Genomic DNA, 24,903 nt, shown 5'->3' on the forward strand with positions numbered 1-24,903 from the left:
TGGTGCAATGGATTCCGGGCTCGTCGCTTCGCGACGCCCCGGAATGACGGCGGGGCTCACGCTGCCCGCACCGTCCCCAAAAACCTGCTCACCTCGATCTTCAGCCGGCTGCTGTCGTTCGACAGCGATTGCGCCGCGGACAGCACCTGCGAGGAGGCAGATCCCGTCTCGGTCGCGCCCTGGCGCACGCTGGAGATGTTGGCGCTGACCTGCGTGGTGCCGGCGGCGGCGCTTTGGACGTTGCGCGAGATCTCGCTGGTCGCGGCGCCCTGCTCTTCCACCGCGGCCGCGATGGTGGAGGAGATTTCGGACAGGCGCTCGATGGTGCCGCCGATGGTCTTGATCGCACCGACGGAATCTTGCGTCGCGACCTGGATGCTCGAGATCTGCTGACCGATGTCACCGGTCGCCTTCGCGGTCTGCTCGGCCAGGGCCTTCACTTCCGAGGCCACCACGGCAAAGCCGCGTCCGGCTTCGCCCGCGCGCGCGGCCTCGATGGTGGCGTTCAGCGCCAAGAGATTGGTCTGGCCGGCGATGGCGTTGATGAGCTCGACCACGTCGCCGATGCGCGCGGCCGCCTTGGACAATTCGCTGACGCGATCGTTGGTCTGCCCGGCCTGGGTGACGGCCTCGCCCGCCATGCGCGCGGAGGCCTGCACCTGGCGGCTGATCTCGTTGACGGAGGCGGTCAGCTCCTCGGCGGCGGACGCCACCGACTGCACGTTGGTCGCCGCTTCCTCGGACGCCGCCTCGACCAGCGTGGCAAGCTCGGTCGAGCGGCTGGCGGTCGTGGTCAGCGACGTCGCCGACGCCTCGAGCTCATTGGCCGCCGACGACACGGTCTCGACGATCTCGCCGATCGCGCCTTCGAAATCGTCCGCCATCCTGATCATGTCGGCGCGGCGGCGCTCGGCGGCGAGCTTGTCCTGCCTGATCTTCTCTTCGGCCTCCTCCTGCGCCTTCCGCTCGGCGTTGATCTTGAATGTCTCGACGGCTTGCGCGATCTCGCCGATCTCATCGGGCCGGCCGAGGCCGGGAAGAACGATGGCGAAATTGCCGTTGGCAAGCTCAATCATCGCCGCGCGCATCGCGGTCAAAGGCCTCGAGACCGAACGTCCGATGAAGATGCCGAGGCCGAGCACGCTCGTCGCAATCAACGCGATCGCCACTGCAATCCAGAACTGGATGCTGGTGCGCTCGGCCTCGTTGAGACGGTCGGCATGGGCGCGGATGCGGTCGACCGACGTCGAAACCTGCTCGATCACCGGCTCGACCGACGCGAAGGCCTCGGACATCGCCTTCGATTCAGCCGCCAGCTTCAGCGCGGTCTCCATCCAGGCGGAGAAGTCGCGCTGATAGTCGGCGAGCTTCTGGCGCAGCTCGGCCTTGGCGCCGTCGGCAATGGCTGCCGCGTCGAGGCCTGCGGCAAATTCGGACGCGCGCTTCTTCATCTCCTCGCCATATCTGGCGTTCCGACGCAGCATGAAATCCTTCTCATGCCGGCGCATCATCAGCATGATCACCTTGAGCTCGGAATTCTGGAACTGGTCGACCTGGCTCTCGATACCGTGGACGGAAGCGCGCAGGCGGCCTTCGAGCCCGGACTTCTCGTCGAGGCCGAGCCGCTGCCGTTCCTCGACCACCGCGGCGAAGCGGGCCTGATAGGTCTTCAGCGACGCATTCATCGCGTCGATCTTGTGCGCCAGCTCGGGCTGGCCGAGCGCTGCGATCTTGCCGCGGAGCGTCTCGATGTCGAGGGCCACCTGCCGGCCGATCTCGACCTGTCGCTGCGCCCTGGCCGGATCGCTGCGCAACAGAAAATCCTTCTCGGCGCGGCGCGCCTCGAGCAGCTCGACCGCGATCCTGTTGTTCAGCTCGAACACGGTGCGCGCATCCTCGGCCGCGTCGCGATAGACGCCCATCCTCCGCTCGCCGTAGAGGTGAATGCCGCCGATCAGGACGACGCCGATGACGCCAATGACGCCGATCGCGGTGATCTTGTGAGTGAGTCGCAGGGAGAGGAGCCGCATCGTGAACCAAGCTGGTGGTGAGCGATGCCATTGATGAAGCGATATTCAGTGAAAGCTTCCGTTAATTTGCGGGCACGTATTAATACGTGTATTTCACTACAATGCTCGCCGTTGTGCACGGTGACGTGCACAGGCACAGTTCCAAAAAAGAAGCACGGCGCTTCACCAGCGCCGTGCTTCCTTGTCTGCGCGAGACTTGGGCCTTTAGTGATAGATCTCGAACAGGCCGGCGCCGCCCTGGCCGCCGCCGATGCACATCGTCACCACGCCCCACTTGGCCTTGCGGCGGGCGCCTTCCTGCAAGAGATGGCCGGTGAGACGGGCGCCGGTCATGCCGAAGGGATGGCCGATCGCGATCGAGCCGCCGTTGACGTTGTACTTGGCGGGATCGATGCCGAGCTGGTCGCGGCAATACAGGCACTGGCTGGCGAAGGCCTCGTTGAGCTCCCACAGATCGATGTCGTCGATCTTGAGGCCGGTGCGCTTGAGCAGCTTCGGGATCGCGAACACCGGGCCGATGCCCATCTCGTCCGGCTCGCAGCCGGCGGTGGCCCAGGCGACGAAGCGGCCGAGCGGCTTGAGGCCGCGCTTCTCGGCGTCCTTGGCTTCCATCAGCACCACCGCGGCGGCGCCGTCGGAGAGCTGGCTGGCATTGCCGGCGGTGACGAACTTGCCCGGGCCCTTCACCGGCTCGAGCTTTGCCAATCCTTCCATCGTCGTTTCGGGGCGATTGCATTCGTCGCGATCGACGGTGTAGTCCACGATCGACTCGGCCTTGGTCTGCTTGTCGACGACCTTCATCTTGGTCTTCATCGGGACGATCTCGTCCTTGAACTTGTTCGCCTGCTGGGCCGCGGCCATGCGGCGCTGCGATTCCAGCGAGAACTCGTCCTGATATTCACGGCTGAGCTTGTAGCGCTCGGCGACGATGTCGGCGGTGTCGATCATCGCCATGAAGATGTCGGGGGCGACCTTGAGCAGTTCCGGATCGACCGATTCCTTCGGCGTGCCGCCGCCGGGAATCGAGATGCTCTCGACGCCACCGGCGACGATGCAATCGGCGCCGTCGGAGCGGATCGAGTTGGCGGCCATCGCGATGGTCTGCAGGCCCGACGAGCAGAAGCGGTTCACCGACACGCCGGCGGTGGTCTTCGGCAGCCCCGCGAGCAGCGCGGCCTGGCGGCCGATGTTCGGTGCGCCATGGGCGCAATTGCCGAGATAGCAGTCCTCGACATAGTCCTTCTCGACGCCGGCGCGGTCCACCGCGTGATGAATGGCGTGGGCCGCGAGCGACATCGGCGGCGTGATGTTGAACCCGCCGCGGCCGGATTTCGCCAGGCCCGTGCGCGCATAGGAAACGATGACGGCTTCACGCATTGCTTTCTCCCTTGTCGAACGATTTGGAACGGAGCGTCCTGACGCCATTGGTACACAAAGATTGGGGGTGGGGAAAATGAAAACGCCGCCTCCGGCGATGGAGACGGCGTTGTTCCGCGTGTCGGAATATATGATATGATGATCGTCATTCCGGGGCGTGCGCGCCCGCTCTATCCACACGTCATGCCCGGGCTTGTCCCGCCTGCGCGGCCGAAGCCGCTTCGGCGCGGCGAAGGGCCGGGCATCCACGTTCTTCGCGCCGAGCGGCAAGACGTGGATGGCCGGGTCATAGGCGAGCGGAAGCGACGCCGTCCTTCGGACAGCTATGCCCGGCCATGACGCCGGTGGGAGCCGCTCAGAACGTCAGCGCCTTGGCCTGCTTGACCTGCGGCAGGGCCTGCACCTTGGCGAGCACGTCGGCCGGCACCACACCGTCGACCTCGACCAGCGCAATGGCATCGCTGCCCGGAGCGACCCGGCCGAGATGGAAGGTCGCGATGTTGATCTTGGCGTCGCCCAGAAGCCCCGCGAACTTGCCGATGAAGCCCGGCTTGTCCTCGTTGGTGACGTAGATCATCGACTTGCCGAACTCGGCGTCGACGCGGATGCCCTTGATGTCGACGAGGCGCGGCTTGCCGTCTGCATAGACGGTGCCCGAGACCGACCGCTCCTGCCGCTCGGTGGTGACCGTGACGGTGATCAGGCTCTCATAATCGCTCTGCGCGGCGCGGACGATCTCGTCCACCACCATGCCGCGCTCCTTGGCGACGACCGGCGCGGACACGACGTTGACCTCGCCCAGCATGGGCCGCAGCAGGCCCGACAGCACCGCGGAGGTGATCGCCTTGATCTTCATCTCGGCGACGTGGCCCTCATAGGTGATCTCGACCTTGAGGATGCCGCTCTCGGTGAGCTGGCCGGCGAACGAGCCGAGCTTCTCGGCGAGCGCGATGAACGGTTTCAGCTTCGGCGCTTCTTCCGCCGTGATCGAGGGGAAGTTGACCGCGTTCGAGATCGCGCCGGTGAGCAGGTAATCCGACATCTGCTCGGCAACCTGCAGCGCGACGTTCTCTTGCGCCTCGGTGGTGGAGGCGCCGAGATGCGGCGTGCAGATCACGTTGGGATGGCCGAACAGCACGCTCTTGGTCGCGGGCTCCTCGACGAAGACGTCGAAGGCGGCGCCGGCAATGTGCTTGGCGTTGAGCGCATCGACCACCGCCTGCTCGTCGACGAGACCGCCGCGGGCGCAATTGATCAGGCGCACGCCCTTCTTCATCTTGGCGATCGCGGCCGCGTCGATGATGTTCTTGGTCTTCTCGGTCAGCGGCGTGTGCAGCGTGATGAAGTCGGCGCGCCTGAGCAGATCGTCGAGATCGACCTTCTCGACGCCGATGTCCTTGGCGCGCTCCGGCGACAGGAACGGGTCGAACGCGATCACCTTCATGCGCAGGCCGAGCGCGCGGTCGGCGACGATCGAGCCGATATTGCCGCAGCCGACGACGCCCAGCACCTTGCCGGTGATCTCCACGCCCATGAAGCGGTTCTTCTCCCACTTGCCGGCCTGCGTCGAGGCATCGGCCTGCGGGATCTCGCGGGCGAGCGCCAGCATCAGGGTGATGGCGTGCTCGGCGGTCGTGATCGAATTGCCGAACGGCGTGTTCATCACGATGATGCCCTTGGCCGTCGCGGCCGGGATCTCGACATTGTCGACGCCGATGCCGGCGCGGCCGATCACCTTCAGCCTGGCCGCCTTCTCGAGGATCTTGGCGGTCGCCTTGGTCGCGGAGCGGATCGCAAGGCCGTCGTAATTGCCGATGATCTCGGCCAGCTTGTCCTTGTCCTTGCCGAGATTGGGCTGGAAGTCGACCTCGACGCCGCGATCCCTGAAGATCTGCACGGCAGCGGGCGAGAGCGCGTCGGAAATGAGAACTTTGGGTTTGGTCATGGGATTTGTCCTTCACACCCTCCCCTGGAGGGGGAGGGTCGGCGCGAAGCGCCGGGGTGGGGTGAAGCTGCAACAAAGAAAGTCGCCGGTACGTCGTGTGGAGAGATCACCCCACCCCGCCGCACCTAGCGGTGCGTCGACCCTCCCCCTCCAGGGGAGGGTCAGAGCATCACGCTGCCTTGGGCAGAGCGGCCTTGGTCTCGGCGAAGGCCCAGTCGATCCACTGCGTCAGCAGCTCGACGTCCTTTGCTTCCACCGTGGCGCCGCACCAGATGCGCAGGCCGGCCGGCGCGTCGCGGTAATAGGCGAAGTCGTAGCCCGCGCCTTCCTTCTCGACGAGGGCCACCAGCTTCTTGCTGAACTCCGCCTGCGCGTCCTCGGAGAGCGAGGTGATCGCGGGATCGGTGAACTTCAGGCACACCGAGGTGTTGGAGCGGATCGAAGCGTCCTTGGCGAGGAAGTCGATCCAGGGCGTCTTCGCCTTCCAGTCCGCCAGCACCTTGGTGTTGGCATCGGCGCGCGCGATCAGCGCCTTGAGACCGCCGATCGACTTGGCCCAGTTCAGCGCATCGAGATAATCCTCGACGCAGAGCATCGACGGCGTGTTGATGGTCTCGCCGACGAAGATGCCTTCGTTGAGCTTGCCGCCCTTGGTCATGCGGAAGATCTTCGGCAGCGGCCAGGCCGGCTTGTAGGTCTCGAGCCGCTCCACCGCGCGGGGCGACAGGATCAGCATGCCATGCGCGGCCTCGCCGCCGAGCGCCTTCTGCCAGGAGAAGGTGACGACGTCGAGCTTGGCCCAGTCGAGCGGCTGCGCAAATGCGGCGGAGGTCGCATCGCAGATGGTCAGGCCTTCGCGGCTCGCGCTGATCCAGTCCGCGTTCGGAACGCGCACGCCCGACGTGGTGCCGTTCCAGGTGAAGACGACGTCGCTCTTGGGATCGACCTTCGACAGATCGGGGATCTCACCGTAGGCCGCATTGAGCTTAGTGACGTCCTTGAGCTTCAATTCCTTGACGATATCGCTGACCCAGCCCTCGCCGAAGGATTCCCAGGCGAGCGTGGTGACGGGCCGTGCGCCGAGCAACGACCACAGCGCCATCTCGACCGCGCCGGTATCGGAGGCCGGCACGATGCCAATGCGGTAATCGGAGGGGACCTCAAGCACTTCGCGCGTCAGGTCGATCGCGAGCTTGAGCTTGGCCTTGCCGATCTTCGCGCGATGCGAGCGGCCGAGAGCTGCGTCCTTGAGATTTTGGGCGTTCCAGCCGGGGCGCTTGGCGCAGGGGCCGGAGGAGAAATGCGGCACGGTCGGCCGCGAAGCGGGCTTCGCTACAGTCATGATCTACCCTTCCAGATAGTAAGCCTCCCGTTGGGGGGAGGTGTCCCGCCGCGGCTGATACGGGAATCGGGAAGGTCCGTCAAGGAAGTTCCGGGGCCTCACGCGCCAGTGATGGCGCTTCCGGTGCAATATCAGGGGATTCGACAACAGTGAGCGCGTTCAGCAAGTCCGTGGCATCGCTGATCAATTGCGCCGCCTTGCGGCGGCTTCCGACCTTCAAAATGCATTTGTCATTGGCCTGCACGACGTAGTCGTTGCCGACCTTGATCATCGAATAGCTTGTCATTGAAATGTCCCGAACCGAGCGAGCCCGGTGTCAGATGCCCCCGTAGCACCCTTCGTTCCTTCATCAATGTGAACGACGGAGCGGTAGTTTACCGGCTCTTAACACGACCGAATGAAAAGCCCGCTTTTCGCCGGCTGCGAAGCGCTCGCGTCGCGCTGCCTCAAAAGCGGACAGTCATGCCGACGTGACTCGCCGTGAAGCCGAGCCGCTTGTAGAAGCGCTGCGCATCGACGCGCGTCTGATGCGTGAGCAACTCGACCAGATTGCAGCCGCGCGCCTTTGCTTCCGTCACGGCCCATTGCACCAATTGCTCGCCGATGCCGCGGCTGCGACACTCGGTGGCAACGCGAACGTCCTCGAGCAGTCCGCGGGATCCGCCCTGCGAGCTCAGGCCCGGCAGAATCGCGAGTTGCAGGCAGCCGACCACCCTGCCCTCACTCTCGGCAACCACCAGCGTCAGATTCGGATCGCGCGCGATCCGCGCGAATGCGTCGTAATAGGAGGACGGCAACGGATCCTCCACGCGCTCGCGCGCGCGGCCGAGATGATCGTCGGCGAGCATCGCCACGATCGCGACGACGTCCTCGCGGCGCGCGGGACGGATAGAGACGGCTTCGGCATTCATGTCAGGCGACTCCGCACCTCAGCGCGCCGGCGGAAGGCCGAGAAACGCTTCGACGTCGCCGATCCAGCGGCGGACGGAGGCATAACGGCCGAGGTCGAAGCCACCTTCATGCGCGAGGCGCGTATAGGCGAGCAGCGACACGTCGGCGAGCGACACCTCCTCGCCGGCGAACAAGCGGCTGGCGGCGAGATGCTGCTCCATGCGGTCGAGCGCCGCATAGCCGCGCTTGACCTTTTCAGGATCGAGCTCGGAGGCATCCTTGCCGAGATAGACCATGAGGAAGCGGCACACGGCGATATAAGGCTCGTGGCTGTACTGCTCCCAGAACAGCCATTCGTCCATCTTGGCCGCCGTGAAGGCGTCGCGCGGAACCAGCACGCTGTCGCGGGCGACATAGCGGATGATGGCGTTGGACTGCGCCAGCGTACGGCCGTCGTCGAATGCGACGGTCGGCACCTGGCCGGCGCCGTTCATCTTCAGGAATTGCGGCGTGCGCGTCTCGCCCTTGCGGGTGTCGATCTCGATCCACTGGTAGGGCACAGCGAGCTTGTCGCAGACCCACTTCACCTTGAGACAATTGCCGGAATTGCTGTCGCCGTAGATCTTCATCGCTGCCGCCCCGCTTTCGGAACGAGAGAGCATCAGGACGAAGCGCAGCTGTCAACAGGAAGCGGACGGCTCAGAACTTGTAGCCGACGCCGAGGCGCGCGTTGTTCAACGTCACCTGCGTGTTCATGACGGGCGAGAATCTCACATATTCGTATTCGATGCGGGCGAACAAGCCGTCCCAAACGCAGTATTCGAGCCCGAGGCCGGCGGTCCAACCCACTGCGTACGTGTTGGTCCTGTGCTGACCTTGCGTGCCCGACTGCGCAGGAACCGGGCCCCACGTTCCAAGTATCGTCGTGGTGTTGCCGAAGAAATCCGTCGTCGTCGTGTCCTGTCGCATCGAGACGCTGCTGGTCACGGTGCGCGACACGTCCATTCGCCCGACGGCAGCGCCCATGAAGGCATAAGGCATGAAGCTGCCGCCGTCCCAACCCACGCGGCCGCGGAGCGTCACCATGTCCTTGACCTGTGCCGCCGCGGCACCCGTCAGCGTGACGGCATAGTTGTTGGTGACGCCGGGCGCCCGCACCTCACCAGGCGGGTTGACGATGACGAGCGAGTTGGTTCCCGACGTCAATGTCGCCATATCGTTGAAGTAGCTGTAAGTGCCCTCGAGACTGAGAACGGCATCATACCATTGCCAGTTGCGGCCGACGAAGCCACCGAAATTGGTGCTTTGAGTGTTGGTCTTGTTCAGCAGCGACCACGTTGAGGTCGGCCCCTGGAGTACGCTGTCGCGAAAGATGTAGTTGGTCAGTCCGACCACGCTCTGGCTGAAATCCGTGGCATCTGCGGTATAACCGCCATGACCGCCGACATAGAAGCCATTCCAATTCACGGAGGTCTTCGACAGACCGTCGGCGAAGCCGCCGCGCAGCACGGGCAGGTCCGGCATGTCGGCCGCTTGCGCGGCAGACACCGTCCCCAACATCGCCGCTGCCAACACCAGCCTACGCATCACCACGCTCCATCGGACTCGAACTGTTGCGATGATCATCGCCTGTTAACCTTAACCAATGGTTGCGCCAGGCGCCTTCGCCGCACCTCGCCATGAAAAATACGCAAAGCAAAACGGCGCGGGATGATCCCGCGCCGTTAAGGAGTCCTAACCGATCAGGTTGCGATCAGCCCTTGGTGACCAGCGGCGGCGGCACGTAGGCCGGCGGGCTGTTGAGATCCCAGCGCACGCCGAGCTTGACGTCGTGCGAGGTGATGTCCCTGACCTTGATCGAGGTCGGGCCGGAAGCGCTGTTGTCGAACAAACGGTAGTTGCCGGGCGCGGCATCGCCGAGGTTCATGTAGCTGTAGGCCAGTTCGACGGTGAAGCCGGGATTGACCTTGTAGGCAAGACCGGCGTGAGCGGCCCAGGCGAGGTTCCACTTTCCGTTGTCGGCAAAGTAGGCGACGCTGTTGTTGAGCAGCGGGCTGTAGGACACGCCGTCGTCGCGGAAGCCGCTGAGCTTGTTGTAGGAGCCGCCGACGCCCGCGCCGATGAACGGAGTGACGCACCACCAGGTGCCGAGGTCGACATAGGCGTTGGCCATCACGAGCCACTCGGACTTGCTGCCGCTGTAGTTGTTGACGCCGACGAAGCCGGGTCCCACGACATTGTCGCTACCGTGCAAATTGGCCTTGCCCCGGTACTGGCCGATGACGTCGGCGCGGAACCAGTTGTTGAAGCGATAGCCGACGCCGAGGCCGAACAGCGGCGAGGAGTCGAAGCCGAGGCCTTCCGTCGTCTTCGAGTACCCGGCCGGCAGGGCGCTCTCGATGCGCTTCGCGCTCTGGTTGGTCATGCCGATGTCGCCGCGCAGATACCAGCCGCCGAAGTCGGCGGGCGGAGCCGGCGGCGCGTACATCGGAGGGGGGGCGGCGATCGGCATATCGGCGGCGAACGCCATCGACGAGATCAGGGTTGCCGCACCCGCGGCAAGGAGAGACTTAACGCTACGCATTGGCTTCGTCCTTATGGCCGGTGAGGCTGAATACGAGCGCCTCACGTTCTGGAAACTCACGGGGGGACGATGCCAGCAAATGTTTAAGCGCCACTTAACCCTAATTTTTAAGGTTGATTTTTTCTCACCCTACACGCGCGCGCCGTGCGAGCGTTGCAAAAATGCCGCGCCAAATGCGACATCGGCGCCGCATTCCCTAACGATGTGTGAAGCCGCAACGCGGCAAGAGAGGATGCGTTAACGCGCGTTTCGCGGCAGCTTGGGTAGGAACACCGCGAGCAGCCCGATCGCCGGCAGATAGGCGCAGACCTGGTAGACGAACTCGATCGAGGTGTGATCGGCGAGCTTGCCGAGCACGGCCGCGCCCAGGCCCCCGATGCCGAAGGCGACGCCGAAGAACACGCCGGAGATCATGCCGAAGCGGTGCGGCACCAGCTCCTGCGCGAACACGATGATCGACGACGTCGTCGAGGAGATGATCAGGCCGATGGCGACGCTGAGCACCGCGCTCGCAACGAGCCCGGCATAGGGCAGCGCCAGCGTGAACGGCAGCGCGCCGAGGATCGAGATCCAGATCACGATCTTGCGGCCGAAGCGGTCGCCCAGCGGACCGCCGAGAAACGCACCCACGGCGTTCGCCGCGAGAAAGACGAAGAGATAGATCTGGGCTGCCTGCGTCGACACGCCGAAACGGTCGATCAGGTAGAAGATGTAATAGCTCGACAGGCTCGAAACGTAGAGCTGCTTGGAGAACAACAGCACGACGAGCACTGCGAGCGCTACCGCGACACGGCGCGAGCTCGGCGCACCGGGCTGGGTGTGGACGGGCGCCGCTTTCTTCGTCGCGATCTGCGGCGCGTACCAGCGCCCGATGCGCCAGAGAATCAGGATGGCGAGAAACGCGATCGAGGAGAACCAGGCGATGCTGCCCTGCCCGAACGGCACCACGATCAACGCGCGAGCACCGGCCCCATCGAGGTGCCGAAGCTGCCGCCGAGCTGGAACACCGATTGCGCAAAGCCGTAGCGTCCGCCCGAGGCGAGCCGCGCGATGCGCGCCGATTCCGGGTGAAACACCGCCGAGCCGAGGCCGACCAGCGCGGCGGCGACGAGGATGACGAGATATTGGTGCGCGACGCTAAGCAGCAGCAGGCCGAAGAAGGTCGAGGCCATGCCGACCGCGAGCGAATAGGGCTGCGCCTTCTTGTCGGTGTAGTGCCCGACCACCGGCTGCAGCAGCGAGGCCGTGAACTGGAATGCCAGCGTGATCATGCCGATCTGCGCGAAGTCGAGCGCGTAGGCGTCCTTCAGGATCGGGTACACCGAGGCGATCAGCGACTGCATGGTGTCGTTGAGGAAGTGCGAGACGCTGATGCCGGCGAGCACGATATAGGCCGGCCCCTTGGCGGCGGCCGGCGCCAATTCGGCGACGACGACGGGCTCGGTCAGCGTTTCCTCTGAGACGACGACAGGCTTGTTCAAGGCGGCAATCCGGCGCGGCAGATTGCCGCGAGGTGCTGATTACGACGCAAGCGACGGTGGGACCATCGTCAATCGCAAATGGCTGGGATGCGTCTCTTACCCTCTCCCCTTGTGGGAGAGGGTGGCTCGCCGCGTTAGCGGCGAGACGGGTGAGGGGTTTCTATCCTCACGAGCTGTGTTGCGAGCGGATAGAACCCCTCATCCGGCGCTTCGCGCCACCTTCTCCCGCAAGGGGAGAAGGAAGGACTCAAGCCGCGGCCTGCCCCAATGCCGAAACGATGGTGTCGACGACGTCCTCGACGAGGTGACGGTCCTCGCCTTCGCCCATGACGCGGATCACGGGCTCGGTGCCGGAGGAGCGAATCAAGAGGCGGCCGTGGCCGTTGAGGCGCTTCTCGCCGTCGGAGATCGCCGACTTGACGTCGGAATCATCGAGCGGCTTGCCGCCCTTGTGGCGGACGTTCTTGAGGATCTGCGGCAGCGGATCGAAGCGGTGGCAGACCTCGGACACCGGGCGGCGCAGCTTCTGCACCACGGCGAGCACCTGCAATGCGGCGACAAAACCGTCGCCGGTCGTGGCGTAGTCGGACAGGATGATGTGGCCGGACTGCTCGCCGCCGAGATTGTAGCCGCCGTTCAGCATCTGCTCGAGCACGTAGCGGTCGCCCACCGGCGTGCGCACGAGCTCGAGCCCCTGCCCTTGCAGGAAGCGCTCCAGCCCGAGATTGGACATCACGGTGGCAACGATGCCGGGACGCGAGAGGCGTCCGTCCTCCTTCCAACTCTGCGCGATCACCGCGAGCAGCTGGTCGCCGTCGACGACATGGCCGCGCTCGTCGACCAGGATGACGCGATCGGCGTCGCCGTCCAGCGCAATGCCGATGTCGGCGCGCATCTCGCGCACCTTCTTCGACAGCGCCTCCGGCGAGGTCGAGCCGCAATCCTTGTTGATGTTGAAGCCGTCGGGCTCGACGCCGATCGGCACCACATCGGCGCCCAATTCCCACAATGCCTCGGGCACCACCTTGTAGGCGGCGCCGTTGGCGCAATCGATCACCACGCGCAAGCCCTCGAGCGAAAGGTCGCGCGGCAGCGTGCGCTTGGCGAATTCGATGTAGCGGTCATGCACGCCGTCGATGCGGCGGGCGCGGCCGAGGCTCGCGCTCTGGGCGAGCCGCTTGTCGAGGGATTCGTCGAGCAGCTGCTCGATCTGCCGCTCGACGTCGTCGGAGAGCTTGAAGCCCTGCGGGCCGAACAGCTTGATGCCGTTGTCCTCGAACAGATTGTGCGAGGCCGAGATCATCACGCCGAGATCGGCGCGCATCGACTTGGTCAGCATCGCGACCGCCGGCGTCGGCATCGGGCCGACCAGCAGCACGTCCATACCGACCGAGGTGAAGCCTGCGACCATGGCGTATTCGATCATGTAGCCGGACAGACGGGTGTCCTTGCCGATCACGACGCGGTGGCGGTGGTCGCCGCGCTGAAACGCAAGGCCCGCGGCCTGGCCGACCTTGAGCGCGAGCTCCGGCGTGATCAGTCCGTTGGCGCGGCCCCTAATCCCGTCCGTCCCGAAATATTTGCGGCTCATATCGTCCCCCAAGCAGCAACCAGGGACTCCCCTCTACAACCACGGGCTGCCCCAACGGGACCCGCATCCCTGATTTGCCGAGGTCTTATAAAGCTATCGCGGCTAACTTGGCTTCAAAAAATATGATGAATCATTACGGAACCGGCGCCGCGACCGCCCCCGATAACACATTGTTAACATTGCAATTCCGGCGTGACCAGCGAAAAGCGGTGGAACTCGCCTTAATCCGAGCGCTTCACATGGCCGTCCGCGCGGCTGGGCGCCGGCTGGGTGACGTTGACGGGATCGGAGCCCGGGAAGGTCTCCTCCAGCCCCTCTTCGAGCGCCTCCTCGAGATCATGCTTCTCCTTGATCTCTTCCGGCGAAGGTCCTGCGTGCGGCTTCGTCATGACGCTCTCCTTGGCACTCTCCTTCCAAAACGTTCTGCAAACGATTTGGCTGTGCATCCAACCATGCTAGATGACCTCGAAATCTTCCGATGCAAGACTGTTTGTACGTGACGGGCCGGGGAAACGACATGAAGCATATTACCTGTATCGACGATCTTCGCACGCTGCATCGGCGGCGCGTGCCGAAGGCATTCTTCGACTATTGCGACCGCGGCTCCTACGCCGAGGAGACGCTGCGCGCCAACCGCGAGGACATGCAGGCGATCAAGTTCCGCCAGCGCATCCTGGTCGACGTCTCCAAGCGCGACACCTCGACCACGATCCTCGGCGAGCCGTCGACGATGCCGCTGATCCTCGCGCCGGTCGGCCTGCTCGGCATGCAGCACGGCGACGGCGAGATCCACGCCTGCCGCGCCGCGCAGGCTGCCGGCATCCCGTTCACGCAATCGACCATGTCGATCTGCTCGATCGAGGACATCGCCGCCAGTGTCGAGAAGCCGTTCTGGTTCCAGCTCTACGTCATGAAGGACCGCGGCTTCATCAAGGAATTGATCCAGCGCGCGATGGCCGCCAAGTGCAGCGCGCTGGTGCTCACGGTCGACCTGCAGGTGATCGGCCAGCGCCACGCCGACATCAAGAACGGCATGACGGTGCCACCGGAATGGTCGCTGTCGAAGCTGCTGGACTTCGCCAGCAAGCCCGCCTGGGTCTCCGGCGTGCTGCAGGGCAAGCGCCGCACCTTCGGCAATCTCGCCGGCCACGTGAAGAACACTGAAGATCTCAACCGCCTCGCCGAATGGACGGCCTCGCAATTCGACACCTCCTTGAACTGGAAGGACGTCGAGTGGGTCCGCAGCATCTGGCCCGGCAAGCTGATCATCAAGGGCATCCTCGACGTCGAGGACGCCGAGGAAGCCGCCAAGACCGGCGCGCAGGCCCTCGTCGTCTCCAATCATGGCGGCCGGCAGCTCGACGGCGCGCCGTCCTCGATCGAAGTCCTGCCGGAGATCGCGGACGCGGTCGGCGACAGGATGGAGATCATGTTCGACGGCGGCATCCGCTCCGGCCAGGACGTGATGCGCGCGCTGGCGCTCGGCGCAAAGTCGTGCATGATCGGCCGCGCCTATGCCTATGGCCTCGGTGCCGGCGGCCAGGCCGGCGTCGCCAAGGCGATCGACATCATCCAGAAGGAGCTGCTCACCACGATGGGCCTGTGCGGCGTCAACCGGGTGGACGAGATCGACGATCACGTGATTGCGGTGTGAGTGCGTCTGCCGGGATGCCGCAGCAATAATCACTGTCGTCCCGGACAAGCGCGCCCAAAGCGCGCCGATCCGGGACCCATAGCCACAGGCGGGTGTGGCTACGGGGACCCGGAGTAACCAGCTTCGCGTAACAACTTTTCCCTGTGGTTATGGGTCCCGGACCTGCGCTGACGCTTGTCCGGGACGACGGCCGCATTTGAGGCGGCAGGTGCGCGTCTCACAGCCCCTCACATCGGCGGCGTCAGGCCGTCGCGGCCGACGCTGACGCGGTTGGTCTCGAACGAGCCGTCGGGCAATTGCTTCATGAAGGCGATGACCTTGGCGCCGGGCTTCAGCTCGGATTTGTCGCCGGGCACGAAGGTCACGACCGGCGTGTCGTCGGCGACGAACACCTTCTTCTCGCCGTCCTTGTACTTGACCAGCAGCGTGTGACCGTCATTGCCGACGACGCTCTCCGCGACGGTCGCATTGGTCATGCTGGAGTTGGGCTTGAGGTCCCAGGGTCGCGAGCCTTCGCCGGTGCCGCGCATGCTTTCCGGAAACACGTGCACCTCGACGGCGTTCTGGCTGCCGTCCGGTCCCGGCACGGTGGTGGCGCCGATGAACGAGCCCGGCTTGATGTCGGCGAGCGAGATCTTGATAACGCCCGACACGTTCACGTCGGAGGCGAGGTGAAGCTTGAGCTCTTCACCGCTGCGCGACTTGACCTGCATGGTGTCGCCATTGACACTTTCGATGGTGCCGCGCACGCGCGTCGGCACCGGCGCTCTCTGGGCGAAGGCGCAGTAGGTCGAGACGACCACCATCGCGACGGCGATCAGGGGGCGTGTGAAAGTTGCACGTTGAACAGGCATGACGGTCTCCGATTGTCCCACGACGTAGAACTCCAGAGATGGTGTGCTATTCGCCGCGCCCCTCTCAAGTCTTCGTGAGATCGGCTTCGACCAATGAGCGCAGCTCGGCGGTGACCTCGGGCCGCCGCCCGAACCACAGCTCGAAGCCGCGCACCGCCTGATGCAGCAGCATGCCGAGCCCATCGGCGGTCTTCAGGCCGCGCGCCGTCGCCGCGGCGAGCAGCGGCGTCACCAGGGGAACGTAGACGAGGTCGGCGACGACGGCATCTTGCGGCAGGCGCGCGAGGTCGACGTCGAGTGAAGGCTGGCCATGCATGCCGAGCGAGGTCGTGTTCACGAGAAGCTTTGCGCGCGGCAGCACGTCGCCGATCGCGTCCCACGGCAGCGGATGCACGTTCGATCCGAACTGTTGTGCCAGGGTCTCGGCCCGCGCGATGGAGCGATTGGCGACATGCACGCAGCTGATGCCGCGTTCCAGCAGGCCGAACACGACCGCGCGCGAGGAGCCGCCGGCGCCCAGCACCAGCGCCGCCTCGGCCATGTTCCAGCCGGGCGCGCTGGCATCGAGATTGTTGATGAAGCCTTCGACATCGGTGTTGGTTGAGCGCAGCTCGCCGTCGGCGAACCACAGGGTGTTCGCGGCGCCGACGGCCCCGGCGCGCGCGTCGGGCGTCGACAGCGCCAGCACGGCTTCCTTGTGCGGGATGGTGACGTTGGCGCCGACGAAGCCGCGCAGCGACAGCCGCAGCACGAAATCGCGCAGATCCTCGGGCGGCACCGCCTCGATGACATAGCCGCCCTCGATGCCGAGCGTGCGCAGCCAGTGATGGTGGATCAGCGGCGAGCGCGAATGCGCGGCCGGCCATCCGATCAGACAGGCTGCAGGGGGCTTGGGCGCGGTCATCTTTCCCTCGGGTCGTTTCCGAGGCGATCCATTTCGCGTCGCGCCCGCTCTGTCAAGCGCGCGCGGTCAGCTCGCAGCGGTCTCGTCGGCGGCCCGGCCCTTGATGTCGGCGATGGCGCGCTCGAGGCTCGTGCGATAGCGCGCGCGCGGCGGCGTGACGCCATGGGTGAGCAGCGCGCGGCGGACCGCGGGCGAGGCCCCGGTGATGAACAGCCTGATGCCCTGGCGGTGCGCCTTGGCGGCGACGCGGCCGATCACGTTGGCCGCGGTCGAATCCAGGAACGGCACCGCGGCGAAATCGACCACGAAGGCCTTGCGCCGGTCGGCAATGCCGTCGAGCACGCCGCCGATCGCCGAGGCCGCGCCGAAGAAGAACGCGCCGGTGATGCGATAGACCAGCACGTCGCGGTCGACCGCAAGCGCGGGATCGTAACGCACACGGTCGCCGTTGCCGTCGTCGGGGCGATCATCCGCAACCAGTGGCGTCCGCTCCTCGATGCCGGTCATCTCCGCCATGCGATGGATGAACAGGACCGCGCCCAGCGCGAAGCCGACCAGGATGCCCTCGGTGAGATCGCGAAAGATCGTGAGCAGGAAGGTCGCGAGCAGCACCACCGCATCGCCCCATGACGAGCGCAGCAGAGTTGCGAATTCATGCTTCTCCGCCATGGTCCAGGCCACCACCACCAGCACCGCGGCGAGCGCGGCCAGAGGGATGTAGCTTGCAAGCGGCGCCGCGACCAGCATGAACAGCAGCAGGAACACCGAATGCAGCATGCCCGCGAGCGGCCCGCGCGCGCCGGCGCGGATGTTGGTCGCGGTGCGCGCGATCAGCCCGGTGACGCAGATGCCGCCGAACAGCGCCGAGCCGATATTGGCCGCACCTTGCGCCACCAGCTCGCAATTGGAGCGATGACGGCGGCCGGTCATGCCGTCGGCCACCACCGCCGACAGCAGCGATTCGATCGCCGCCAGCAGCGCGAACGCGATCGCATCCGGCAGCACCGCCCTTGCCTTTTCCAGTGAGAACGCGGGCAGCGCCGGCGATGGCAATTCGCGCGGGATGCCGCCGAAGCGCGAGCCGATGGTCTCGACCGGCAACGACAGCACCGCGCTGGCGACGGCTGCAAACACGACCGCGATCAGGATCCCGGGCCAGGACGGCCGCCAGCGGCGCAAGGCGGCGATAATGCCGATGCTGACGAGGGCGACCGCGACGGCGGACGGATTGATCGTGTTGAGGCCGCCGGCGAGCGCGACGAGCTTGGGCACGAACTCGCTGGGCTCCTTGCCCACGAGCGTGATGCCGGAGAGATCGCGGAGCTGGCTGGCAAAGATGATGACGGCGATGCCGGCGGTGAAGCCGACGGTGACGGGATAGGGAATGAACTTGATGTAGGTGCCGACCCTGAGCAGCCCTGCGCCGATCAGGAACAGGCCCGCCATCATGGTGGCGAGGATGACTCCGTCGACGCCATGCCGCTCCGCAGTCGCCGCGACCAGAACGATGAACGCACCGGCAGGGCCGCCGATCTGGAACCGGCTGCCGCCGAGCAAGGAGGCGATGAAGCCGCCGGCGACGGCGGTGTAGAGGCCGCGGTCCGGCGTCACGCCCGAGGCGATCGCGATCGCCATCGACAGCGGCAGCGCGACGATCGCGACCGTGAGGCCGGCGAAGACGTCGGCGCGGAAATCCGCAAGGCCGTAGCCTTCGCGAAAGACGGTGACGAGCTTCGGCAGATACAGTTCGGCAAAGGTCGGCTGACGCAGCTGGTGCAGCCGGCCTGCCTGATCGCTCGTGATGCTCATGTCAGCAAAGTGCTCCGCTGGCCCCACAATGCTCCGAAGCATCGTGCGTCCTAAGGTGCGACGATGCGCTAGCCCATCTTGATCCCGGGCATGATCAACGCGCGATCATGCTCCGACACGGCGCGGCGGCCCCGGCTCCTTCAAGCGAACGCCACGTCCGCCGCTGTCGCTGCGGGCCTGCTCGCCGATCAGCTCGACGCCGGCCCGGTCGAACGCCTCGACCACCTTGATCAAGGTCTCGACCACGCCACGAACATTGCCGGTGGAGGCCTCCATCCGCTGGATGGTCGGCAGCGACACGCCGGCGAGCTCGGCCAGGGTTTTCTGGTCGATGCCGAGCAACGCGCGGGCTGCCCGCATCTGGAACGAGGTGATCACCTTGGCCTCACTTACGAGCAGCTATAAGTGATATCTAGAACATATACAATGATGCAAAATACATCATACGGTGGCGAAAGCAAGGGAGGCGTCGTCCATAGCCTCCGTCATTGCGAGCGTAGCGAAGCAAATCCAGAATCTTTCCGCGGAGGGATTTCTGGATTGCTTCGCTGCGCTCGCAATGACGGAGTGTGGTGCGGTGGCATACGAGAATCTCGTGTCCCGGACGCGCTGCAACGCTCTTGGCGTTGCTGCGCAGAGCCGGGACCCAGAAATTCCGAGCACGCTGATACGTGGGCCCCGGCTCTGCAGCGCACCGCTGAAGGAGCGCTGCGCTGCGTCCGGGGCACGAGATCTCCTACCCGATCACGCCGCGTGCTGATGTGCGGCGATGATCTGGTCGGCGGCGCGGCCGGTGACTTCGGCCATGTGGTCGAACTGGCGCGTGAAGCTGCCGGCGCCGGCGGTGGCAGAGCGCAGCTCCACGATCAGCTCGCCGATCTCCGCTTCCGGCATCATGGCGCGGACACAGTCCCAGCCGGTCCAGCCCTCACGGGTGTCAAAGCCGAGAATCTGGCCGCGCCGCGCCGACAGGATCGCGTTGATCTTGGCGGTGGCGTCGGTCGGGCAGACGATCTCGACCATGTGGATCGGCTCCAGCAGCACCGGCTGGCATTGCGGCAGGCCTTCGTTGAGCCCGACCCGCGCGGCCGTGCGGAAGGCGAGATCGGAGCTATCGACGCTGTGATAGGAGCCGTCGGTCAGCGTCACCTGCACGTCGGTGACGGGGAAGCCGAGCGGACCGCGCGCCAATCCATCGACGACGCCCTCCTCCACCGCCGGGATGTAGTTGCGCGGCACCGCGCCGCCCACCACCTTCTCGGCGAACTTGAAGCCGTCGCCGCGCGGCAGCGGCGTGATCTCGAGCACGACATCGCCGAACTGGCCGTGGCCGCCGGACTGCTTCTTGTGACGGCCGCGCTGGGTGATCGGCTTGCGGATGGTCTCCTGATAGCCGATCGCAGGCGGATGCGAGGTGATCTTGACGCCGAAGCGGTCGCGCAAGCGCTCGCTGGCGACGCGCAGATGCATCTCGCCCTGGCCCCACAGCACAGTGTCGTGAGTCTTGGCGTTCTGCACGATCATGAGCGAGGGATCCTCCTCATGCAGGCGCGTCAGCGCCTGGCCGAGCTTGACGTCGTCCTTGCGGTCGGTGGCCGCGACCGAGATCGCGAGCACCGGCGGCGTCGGCTCGATCGTGATCAATGCCGCGGGCGCCGTCTTGCCGCTCGACACCGTGTCACCGGTCTTGACCGGATCGAGCTTGGCGAGGGCCACGGTCTCGCCGGCTTCGGCCGAGGCGCGCTTGGTGTCGTAGGCGCCGTTGACGGCGAGGATGCCGGAGATGCGCCCGGCACCGCCGGATGAGGATTGCAGCGTGGCGCCGTCGTCGAGATGGCCGGCGAGCAGCCGCGTCAGCGACAACTTTCCGCCGTGCTGCGAATGCAGCGTCTTGAAGACGTAGCCGAGCGCGTCCTTGGTCTCCGGTACGCCAAGACGTTTTGCGGTCTCCGCAACGCCGGGCGCCTCGTGACGCAACGCCTTCATCAGGCGCAACACGCCGTTTTCGCGCACGGCGGCGCCCAGCAGCACCGGGCAAATCAGCCCTTCCCGCAATTCGCGGGCGAGATCGTCGAAGACGGCATCGCGCGGCGGCTGGATGTCCTCGAGCAGCTGCTCCATCAGCGCATCGTCGTGATCGGCGAGCTTCTCCAGCATCGAGAACCGGGCTTCCTTCTCGCGATCGAGATCGCCGCCTTCGAGCGCGATCACCTCGGAGGCCTTGTGCTCGCGATAGATGAAGGCGCGCTCCAGCGCGAGATCGACGAAGCCCTCGATCAGCTCGCCCTTCCAGATCGGGATCTGGCGCAGCACCAGCGGCACGCGCGAGGCGGGCTGCAGCATCGCCAGCGTCTCGCGGATGCGCTGACTGGCGCGGTCGATCTTGTTGAGGAACAGGAAACGCGGGATCTTCAGCTCCTCCAGCTCGCGCAGGATGATCTGAAGCTGCGGCAGCTTCTTCTCGTCGGCCTCGCAGACCACGATTGCGGCGTCGACCGCCGGCAACGCGGCGCGCATGTCGTGGGCAAACTCGACGGAACCGGGACAATCGAGGAAGGTGTAGCTGTCGCCCATGAAACTCGTGGTGGCGGCAGTAAGGCCGACGGTCATCTTGTGATGACGGGCCTCCGCCGTGGCATCGCCGACGGACGTTCCGGCGTCGACGCTGCCGGCGCGCGGGATTGCGCCCGTTCGCGCCAATATTGCTTCCAAAAGTGTGGTTTTACCGCTTTGGAAAGGGCCCACCAGCGCTATGCACCGTGGACCTCGGGGACTTCTGACGTCTTGTCCCATTTCGCCGCCTCCTTGGTGTGGAGCTCGGCCCGTGATTGGGTCGGCAAACGCCGATGCTCTGCCCCTCCCCGAGATTTGGCAAGCATCAAACGTCGCTGCGGTGCGTCGTCAGTTGGATCAAGTCTTATAATTCCACGGACTGCAGGCTCGGTGTTCCACCCCTCCCGAAGGGAGAGGTAAGGAGAGAGCTTCGCCCGTATATCTCAACGGCCCGGACGGAGTTCCAGGCTCTCGAGGCCGGCGGCGATGTTGAGGCCGACCTGGCCCTGCACGCTCAGCGGCTGCAGCGCGATCGAATTGTTGGAGCCGCCGACCAGCACGTTGCCCCCCAAGCCGACACCGACGGAGGCGCTGCCCTGCGCGCCGACGTAATTGCCGGAGAGGTCGCCGGGGCCGAGCCGGTCGACCGGCGCGAACACGCCCCAGGCCAAAGCCGTCTCCTGGGTGATGCCGATGTCGAGGCCCACTTTACGGATGGTCGCGACGTAGCGGTCGTCGGGCAAGCCGTCGGCGCGCAGCACGCAGCCGAGATGAGTCACCGATCCCACGATGAAGCCGACGCTGGCGCCGCCGCGGCATTCGAGCACGCCGACCCGCGCCATCCGCTGCTGCGCGCCGGTGTTCACGACGGACGCGATGAGGCTGGCAGCGGTGAGTCCGGCGAAGAGGAACGAACGGCGCATGAATGTCTCCGGCGATGATGTGATGCGAGCAGAGAGAGCGCCCCACCCGTGTTGCGGGTCTATGCCACAAGAGCCGCGGCCGTGCCAGCTCGCGCGCGTTTAGAATCGAACTTGCGGAGAGACCCCTCACCCCACCCTCTCCCCGTAAGAACGGGGCGAGGGAGTGAGAGAGCCGTGCGTCCCTCACAATGCAACGTCGCCGGCCTTGCTTAACCTCTCCCCGCTCTTCCGCGGGGAGAGGTCGGATCACATCGCAGATGTGATCCGGGTGAGGGGCCGGGCACAACGCCGACCAGAAACAAAAAGTCCATCCGACTCCTCTTATCGAAAAACAACAAAAAAGGCCCGCCGAAGCGGGCCTTTCCGATTCTTGTCGCGACCGTCTTACCGCAGATTGCCGCAGAAGCGCTGGATGCGCTTGCAGGCGTCTTCGAGGTCCGAGGTCTTGGTCGCGTAGGATATGCGGAACGCCGGTCCAAGGCCGAAGGCCGACCCCTGCACCACGGCGACGCCTTCGGTCTCCAGGAGCTCGGTGACGAAGTCCTCGTCATTGGCGATCACCTTGCCCGACGGCGCGGTCTTGCCGATCGTGCCGGCGCACGACGGATAGACGTAGAACGCGCCTTCGGGACGCGGGCACTCGATTCCCTTGGCCTGATTGAGCATGGAGACGACGAGGTCGCGCCGCTCCTTGAACACCTTGTTGTTGGCGGGGATGAAGTCCTGCGGACCGTTCAGCGCCTCGACCGCGGCCCATTGTGCGATCGACGACGGGTTCGAGGTCGACTGCGACTGGATCGTCGACATCGCCTTGATGAGCTGCGCGGGACCGCCGGCGTAGCCGATGCGCCAGCCGGTCATGCAATAGGCCTTCGAGACGCCGTTCACGGTGAGCGTGCGGTCGTAGAGTTTCGGCTCGACCTGCGCGACCGTGGTGAACTGGAAGTCGTCATAGACGAGATGCTCGTACATGTCGTCGGTCATCACCCAGACGTGGGGATGCTTCACCAGCACGTCGGTGAGCGCTTTCAGTTCCGAACGCGTGTAGGCAGCTCCGGTCGGGTTCGACGGCGAGCACAGGATGACCCATTTGGTCTTCGGCGTGATCGCGCGCTCGAGCGCCTCGGCCTGGAGCTTGAAGCCGGTCGCGGCGGTGCAGACCACCGGCACCGGCTCGCCGCCCGCGAGCGCGACCATCTCGGGATAGCTGACCCAATAGGGCGCGGGAATGATCACCTCGTCGCCCGGATTGATGGTCGCCATCAACGCGTTGTAGAGCACCTGCTTGCCGCCGGTGCCGACGATGATCTGGTTCGGCTTGTAGGCGACGCCGTTCTCGCGCTGAAATTTCGCGATGATGGCTTCCTTCAGCTCGGGAATGCCGTCGACCGCGGTGTACTTGGTCTTGCCGGCCTCGATGGCGCGGATCGCCGCCAGCTTGATGTTGGCGGGCGTGTCGAAGTCGGGCTCGCCGGCACCGAGGCCGATGACGTTGCGGCCCGCCGCTTTCAGCGCGCGTGCTTTATCCGTGACCGCGATGGTCGCGGACGGCTTCACACGGTCGAGCGCAGCGGCAAGGAAGGACATCATCATCTCCTGGCGAGCGTCGTGAAGCCCTTCGCCTCACGACTCCAATTGTGGGAATGAGCCACCCTAAAACGTGTGCCGCTGGGCCGCAAGAAACTTCGGCCAGATCCCGGAAAAGTTTACGATTTGGAGCGCTGCGAGGCGCGGTTTCCCGCAATATTCCGTAACATTGCCTCCGGAATTGCTCATATCCGACAAGGCCTGTCCTCGGAGCAATTCTGGATGGTGCACGTCTCCAGGAAACCGCTCGTCGTCATGCCCGGGCTTGTCCCGGGCATCCACGTTCTTCGTGCGGCAAGTGAGACGTGGATGGCCCGGTCAAGCCCGGCCATGACGATGCGGAAACACTGGCGTCCTAATCTCGATCGTCTATGCGGTAGCCTACGTAGAGCGATGTGTCCGCAGATTGACGTACATGTGAACTGAACTGCATCGACGCGAAATGATCTTCCCCTCCATTGCAGTGCGGTAGGGTTTTCGAGTTTTTCTATCGGCCAGCACTTGCGGCGGATTCGCATCGGCATCATTGTTTAGCCGCCTCGCGGGGCAACGGGCGCCGCGTCTTCTCGTCCTCGGATTTCGAACGCCAGAATGTACAAGCTCTATTCGATGCAACGCTCGGGCAACAGCTACAAGGTCCGCCTTGCGCTGGCGCTGCTCAATCTGCCTTACGAAGCGGTGGAGGTGGACATTCTGCGCGGCGAGAGCCGCACGCCGGATTTCCTGTCCAAGAACCCGTCGGGGCAGGTGCCGCTGCTCGAGGTCGGCGAGGACCGTTATCTCGCCGAGTCCAACGCCATCCTCTGGTACGTTGCCGTCGGCACGCCGCTCGCGCCGGAAAACCGCATCGACCGCGCCGAGGCGCTGCAATGGATGTTCTTCGAGCAGCACGCGCTCGAGCCGAACATCGGCGCGGCCTATTTCTGGCTGTCGCTGGTCAAGGGCGGCCGCGACCTGCAGACCCATTCGCTGGAGGACTGGATGGAGCGCGGCTATGGCGCGCTCCAGGTGATGGAGAATCACCTCAAGACCAATTCCTATTTCGCCGCGCGCCAGCTCACGGTCGCCGACATCGCGCTGTACGGCTACACCCACCTCGCCGACCGCTGCGACTTCGACCTCCAGGCCTTCCCGGCGATCCGGGACTGGCTCAAACGCGTCGAAGCCGCGCCCGGCTTCGTGACCATGGACTGGCGCCCGGCCGACATCGACGACCCCGCCAGCATCGCCGCGAGCGCCTGAGGCGCGTCCGCTCCGGCGAATAGCGGGCATAAGGGCCGCCTCTGCCGCAATCCCGCCACTTTCCGCGCGGTCGCCGCCGCAATATTGCCGGTTGAAACTGGGAAATTCTGGAAAGTCGCGGGTGATTCGCTCGCGT

At 65.2% G+C, this 24,903-nt stretch carries 20 protein-coding genes and 1 pseudogene; 2 read left to right on the forward strand and 19 right to left on the reverse strand.

Features of this window, described 5'->3' with window-relative positions; genetic code table 11:
- Nucleotides 1-56: 56 nt before the first annotated feature.
- From I6F33_RS23680 to I6F33_RS23735, 12 genes and pseudogenes are all read right to left on the reverse strand, one after another.
- Nucleotides 57-2,030, reverse strand: coding sequence for a methyl-accepting chemotaxis protein (locus I6F33_RS23680; RefSeq protein WP_225144285.1), 1,974 nt, complete (start codon nt 2,028-2,030; stop codon nt 57-59).
- Nucleotides 2,031-2,234: 204 nt separating this feature from the next.
- Nucleotides 2,235-3,407: an acetyl-CoA C-acyltransferase gene (locus tag I6F33_RS23685; protein ID WP_036030944.1), complete on the reverse strand. Its 1,173-nt coding sequence runs from the start codon at nt 3,405-3,407 to the stop codon at nt 2,235-2,237.
- Between the two features lie 355 nt (nt 3,408-3,762).
- Nucleotides 3,763-5,352, reverse strand: a complete 1,590-nt coding sequence (gene serA / locus I6F33_RS23690; RefSeq protein ID WP_036030940.1) for a phosphoglycerate dehydrogenase — start codon at nt 5,350-5,352, stop codon at nt 3,763-3,765.
- A 169-nt stretch (nt 5,353-5,521) separates the two neighbouring features.
- Complete coding sequence (locus I6F33_RS23695; protein ID WP_225144286.1) at nt 5,522-6,694, reverse strand: phosphoserine transaminase; 1,173 nt, start codon at nt 6,692-6,694, stop codon at nt 5,522-5,524.
- A 79-nt stretch (nt 6,695-6,773) separates the two neighbouring features.
- On the reverse strand, nt 6,774-6,980 hold the full coding sequence (locus I6F33_RS23700) for a hypothetical protein (protein WP_036009515.1): 207 nt from the start codon (nt 6,978-6,980) through the stop codon (nt 6,774-6,776).
- Nucleotides 6,981-7,140: 160 nt separating this feature from the next.
- Nucleotides 7,141-7,605 carry a GNAT family N-acetyltransferase gene (locus I6F33_RS23705; RefSeq protein WP_109145289.1) on the reverse strand — a complete coding sequence of 155 codons (465 nt, stop codon included), beginning with the start codon at nt 7,603-7,605 and terminating at the stop codon, nt 7,141-7,143.
- Between the two features lie 18 nt (nt 7,606-7,623).
- Nucleotides 7,624-8,214: a glutathione S-transferase family protein gene (locus tag I6F33_RS23710; RefSeq protein ID WP_036009513.1), complete on the reverse strand. Its 591-nt coding sequence runs from the start codon at nt 8,212-8,214 to the stop codon at nt 7,624-7,626.
- A 70-nt stretch (nt 8,215-8,284) separates the two neighbouring features.
- Nucleotides 8,285-9,172 (reverse strand): outer membrane protein, encoded by an 888-nt coding sequence (locus I6F33_RS23715; protein ID WP_036009512.1) that lies wholly within the window; start codon nt 9,170-9,172, stop codon nt 8,285-8,287.
- A gap of 166 nt (nt 9,173-9,338) precedes the next feature.
- Nucleotides 9,339-10,169, reverse strand: coding sequence for an outer membrane protein (locus I6F33_RS23720; RefSeq protein ID WP_036009511.1), 831 nt, complete (start codon nt 10,167-10,169; stop codon nt 9,339-9,341).
- Between the two features lie 237 nt (nt 10,170-10,406).
- Nucleotides 10,407-11,650 (reverse strand): annotated as a pseudogene (locus tag I6F33_RS23725) (MFS transporter).
- A 247-nt stretch (nt 11,651-11,897) separates the two neighbouring features.
- The gene (gene glmM, locus I6F33_RS23730; protein ID WP_036009507.1) at nt 11,898-13,241 is read right to left on the reverse strand and encodes a phosphoglucosamine mutase; all 1,344 of its coding nucleotides are present in this window, start codon (nt 13,239-13,241) and stop codon (nt 11,898-11,900) included.
- Nucleotides 13,242-13,462: 221 nt separating this feature from the next.
- A complete protein-coding gene (locus tag I6F33_RS23735) occupies nt 13,463-13,630 on the reverse strand; it encodes a hypothetical protein (RefSeq protein ID WP_167361667.1) in 168 nt (55 codons plus the stop codon).
- 128 nt (nt 13,631-13,758) lie between these two features.
- Between I6F33_RS23735 and I6F33_RS23740 the strand changes: the two genes are divergently transcribed.
- On the forward strand, nt 13,759-14,895 hold the full coding sequence (locus I6F33_RS23740; RefSeq protein WP_225144287.1) for an alpha-hydroxy acid oxidase: 1,137 nt from the start codon (nt 13,759-13,761) through the stop codon (nt 14,893-14,895).
- A gap of 227 nt (nt 14,896-15,122) precedes the next feature.
- Here I6F33_RS23740 and I6F33_RS23745 read toward each other — a convergent pair whose 3' ends face one another.
- From I6F33_RS23745 to I6F33_RS23775, 7 genes are all read right to left on the reverse strand, one after another.
- Nucleotides 15,123-15,749 carry a hypothetical protein gene (locus tag I6F33_RS23745; protein ID WP_225144288.1) on the reverse strand — a complete coding sequence of 209 codons (627 nt, stop codon included), beginning with the start codon at nt 15,747-15,749 and terminating at the stop codon, nt 15,123-15,125.
- Nucleotides 15,750-15,813: 64 nt separating this feature from the next.
- Nucleotides 15,814-16,653: a shikimate dehydrogenase gene (locus I6F33_RS23750; protein ID WP_225144289.1), complete on the reverse strand. Its 840-nt coding sequence runs from the start codon at nt 16,651-16,653 to the stop codon at nt 15,814-15,816.
- 66 nt (nt 16,654-16,719) lie between these two features.
- Nucleotides 16,720-18,462 (reverse strand): SulP family inorganic anion transporter, encoded by a 1,743-nt coding sequence (locus I6F33_RS23755; RefSeq protein WP_225144290.1) that lies wholly within the window; start codon nt 18,460-18,462, stop codon nt 16,720-16,722.
- A gap of 105 nt (nt 18,463-18,567) precedes the next feature.
- Nucleotides 18,568-18,840, reverse strand: coding sequence for a helix-turn-helix domain-containing protein (locus tag I6F33_RS23760; RefSeq protein ID WP_008566993.1), 273 nt, complete (start codon nt 18,838-18,840; stop codon nt 18,568-18,570).
- Nucleotides 18,841-19,206: 366 nt separating this feature from the next.
- Nucleotides 19,207-21,255, reverse strand: coding sequence for an elongation factor G (locus I6F33_RS23765; RefSeq protein ID WP_225144291.1), 2,049 nt, complete (start codon nt 21,253-21,255; stop codon nt 19,207-19,209).
- A 203-nt stretch (nt 21,256-21,458) separates the two neighbouring features.
- Nucleotides 21,459-21,938, reverse strand: a complete 480-nt coding sequence (locus tag I6F33_RS23770) for a DUF992 domain-containing protein (RefSeq protein ID WP_036009480.1) — start codon at nt 21,936-21,938, stop codon at nt 21,459-21,461.
- A 384-nt stretch (nt 21,939-22,322) separates the two neighbouring features.
- Complete coding sequence (locus tag I6F33_RS23775; protein WP_036009490.1) at nt 22,323-23,525, reverse strand: pyridoxal phosphate-dependent aminotransferase; 1,203 nt, start codon at nt 23,523-23,525, stop codon at nt 22,323-22,325.
- 591 nt (nt 23,526-24,116) lie between these two features.
- Here I6F33_RS23775 and I6F33_RS23780 point away from each other — a divergent pair.
- Nucleotides 24,117-24,767, forward strand: coding sequence for a glutathione S-transferase family protein (locus I6F33_RS23780; protein ID WP_025032208.1), 651 nt, complete (start codon nt 24,117-24,119; stop codon nt 24,765-24,767).
- The last annotated feature ends 136 nt before the right edge of the window (nt 24,768-24,903 follow it).

It is taken from the genome of Bradyrhizobium sp. BRP20 (assembly GCF_020194215.1).
In the GTDB taxonomy this organism is placed as follows: Bacteria; Pseudomonadota; Alphaproteobacteria; order Rhizobiales; family Xanthobacteraceae; genus Bradyrhizobium; species Bradyrhizobium yuanmingense.

Bases quoted from the DNA above. Each gene is read 5' to 3' on its own strand.
- I6F33_RS23680 (WP_225144285.1), bottom strand. From the start codon at position 2,030: ATGCGGCTCCTCTCCCTGCGACTCACTCACAAGATCACCGCGATCGGC.
- I6F33_RS23685 (WP_036030944.1), bottom strand. From the start codon at position 3,407: ATGCGTGAAGCCGTCATCGTTTCCTATGCGCGCACGGGCCTGGCGAAA.
- serA (WP_036030940.1), bottom strand. From the start codon at position 5,352: ATGACCAAACCCAAAGTTCTCATTTCCGACGCGCTCTCGCCCGCTGCC.
- I6F33_RS23695 (WP_225144286.1), bottom strand. From the start codon at position 6,694: ATGACTGTAGCGAAGCCCGCTTCGCGGCCGACCGTGCCGCATTTCTCC.
- I6F33_RS23700 (WP_036009515.1), bottom strand. From the start codon at position 6,980: ATGACAAGCTATTCGATGATCAAGGTCGGCAACGACTACGTCGTGCAG.
- I6F33_RS23705 (WP_109145289.1), bottom strand. From the start codon at position 7,605: ATGAATGCCGAAGCCGTCTCTATCCGTCCCGCGCGCCGCGAGGACGTC.
- I6F33_RS23710 (WP_036009513.1), bottom strand. From the start codon at position 8,214: ATGAAGATCTACGGCGACAGCAATTCCGGCAATTGTCTCAAGGTGAAG.
- I6F33_RS23715 (WP_036009512.1), bottom strand. From the start codon at position 9,172: ATGCGTAGGCTGGTGTTGGCAGCGGCGATGTTGGGGACGGTGTCTGCC.
- I6F33_RS23720 (WP_036009511.1), bottom strand. From the start codon at position 10,169: ATGCGTAGCGTTAAGTCTCTCCTTGCCGCGGGTGCGGCAACCCTGATC.
- glmM (WP_036009507.1), bottom strand. From the start codon at position 13,241: ATGAGCCGCAAATATTTCGGGACGGACGGGATTAGGGGCCGCGCCAAC.
- I6F33_RS23735 (WP_167361667.1), bottom strand. From the start codon at position 13,630: ATGACGAAGCCGCACGCAGGACCTTCGCCGGAAGAGATCAAGGAGAAG.
- I6F33_RS23740 (WP_225144287.1), top strand. From the start codon at position 13,759: ATGAAGCATATTACCTGTATCGACGATCTTCGCACGCTGCATCGGCGG.
- I6F33_RS23745 (WP_225144288.1), bottom strand. From the start codon at position 15,749: ATGCCTGTTCAACGTGCAACTTTCACACGCCCCCTGATCGCCGTCGCG.
- I6F33_RS23750 (WP_225144289.1), bottom strand. From the start codon at position 16,653: ATGACCGCGCCCAAGCCCCCTGCAGCCTGTCTGATCGGATGGCCGGCC.
- I6F33_RS23755 (WP_225144290.1), bottom strand. From the start codon at position 18,462: ATGAGCATCACGAGCGATCAGGCAGGCCGGCTGCACCAGCTGCGTCAG.
- I6F33_RS23765 (WP_225144291.1), bottom strand. From the start codon at position 21,255: ATGGGACAAGACGTCAGAAGTCCCCGAGGTCCACGGTGCATAGCGCTG.
- I6F33_RS23770 (WP_036009480.1), bottom strand. From the start codon at position 21,938: ATGCGCCGTTCGTTCCTCTTCGCCGGACTCACCGCTGCCAGCCTCATC.
- I6F33_RS23775 (WP_036009490.1), bottom strand. From the start codon at position 23,525: ATGTCCTTCCTTGCCGCTGCGCTCGACCGTGTGAAGCCGTCCGCGACC.
- I6F33_RS23780 (WP_025032208.1), top strand. From the start codon at position 24,117: ATGTACAAGCTCTATTCGATGCAACGCTCGGGCAACAGCTACAAGGTC.